This is a genomic window from Okeania sp., from assembly GCF_983059655.1.
Map to the genome: position 1 here is coordinate 1,595 of NZ_CEZPJD010000858.1, position 1,679 is coordinate 3,273.

Genomic DNA, 1,679 nt, shown 5'->3' on the forward strand with positions numbered 1-1,679 from the left:
AATTCTTTTAGCAGATTAATAATTCTAGTTCGATAGTCGCCTCCAGAAATTTGATTATAAAAATTACGTCCAAACTCATTTTCATGTTCAAGTAATATACCTTTTAATTTATCCTCTGATAATACTCTTTCAATTCCTTCACGAAGTTTAATTCTTTGCTTATCAGTTAATTTCATTTTCCATGTACTTACATTAATCTTTTTATGTGCAGTTTATAAATCTTGAGCAAAATTAGGATACTCATACCTAACAATTTCAATAAAATCATCAAGAAGTGGTCTATTATTTAGCTCTCTGGTTAAATAAATCAATCTTGTACGATAATCACTTCCTGGGATTTGATTATAAAAATTACTTCCAAATTTCTCTTCATATTCAAGAAATATTGTTCTTAATTTATCCTCACTTAATACTCTTTCTATCTCTTCACGAAGTTTTCTTTTTTGTGCATCTGTTAAGTTCGAGAAGCTATTTTTTTTATCATTTGAGGATTTATATTTAGATTCTTTTGAAAATAAATAACCATCTAAAGCATTCATATAGACCACAGGAATCGCAAAATCTCGTTTATCATACCCATTATCAATACCTAATTTAAACCGAGCCTTCTGCACCCCTATTTCAACAGAATTACCTTCAATTATTTTTGCATAAAATTCCTTCACAAAATTAACTGCCGTTTGATTAGAAACCTTATATTGCATAGCTAAAACTACTGAAATTCCTTGCAACATTAAACGAGAAGCAACACTACTAAAAGCATTAGTTTCAGATTGCTTTCCAGTTTCACAAGCTTGTAAAATCACAACTTTAGGCGTGTGACCACTAAACAATTGACCAAACATCCGAGCATCTTTCCAATCTGCTTCACCAAATTCATTAACTAAAGCAACCTGCCCTACTTCTTCTCCTTCCTTTTCAACTAATTGACCATGACCAATAAAATGAAAAATATCCGGTTTATCTGCTTCTAATCTTTCTACAATATCATAGAAATTTAGACCATCCATAACAGGCAGAAATTCCACTTGCTCTTGTTGACTATCTACTCGTTTTAAGTATTGCTGTACTTCCTGATATTCCACATTACTTAATTGAGAATCAGCCGTCGGTTTAGAGACAACCAAAGCAATTTTTAGTTTTTCTCCTTCATTAATATTAATAGATAGTTTATCTGATTCTTCTAGTTGATATCGACAGCGGTAAAAGTTTAATTTACGGTCAGTTGCGAAATAAATTTCACCCTGATTATATTTCTGAGGTAAACACATCAATTCCCAAGGATAGGCAACCACTTCTGGCATTGCCACCTCATTTATTTCTAAAATAACTGCTAATATTTGTTTTTGTCTTTTAACAACTTCTTGATAGTATGCTAAAAAATCTTCTCTTAATTGACTGTCAAACAAAGTCTCAAACAAAGCTTCTCCCACTTTAGTAATTTGTCCATCTTTTAAGTTAGCAGGAGCTTTAATAATTTCTCTAATCTTATCGTTGATTTTAGCGAGATTTAACCTTCCTGTTGACTGCTCTTTGTCAGCTAACTGAGGAGTTAATTTTCTCACTCTAACCGTATTCTCATTGGGAACAATAATATGATAAAAATACTGGTTCATTGTCAGATAAATTAAGTAGGGTTTTATAGCGCTGTGCGCAGGCAACAGGCAACAGGCAACAGG

At 32.0% G+C, this 1,679-nt stretch carries 1 protein-coding gene; it reads right to left on the reverse strand.

Going from position 1 to position 1,679, the window contains the following annotated elements:
• Positions 1-212: 212 nt before the first annotated feature.
• Positions 213-1,679 (reverse strand): CHAT domain-containing protein (locus tag AC3DU7_RS29395; RefSeq protein ID WP_488042786.1); only part of this gene is annotated, 1,467 nt, incomplete at its 5' end.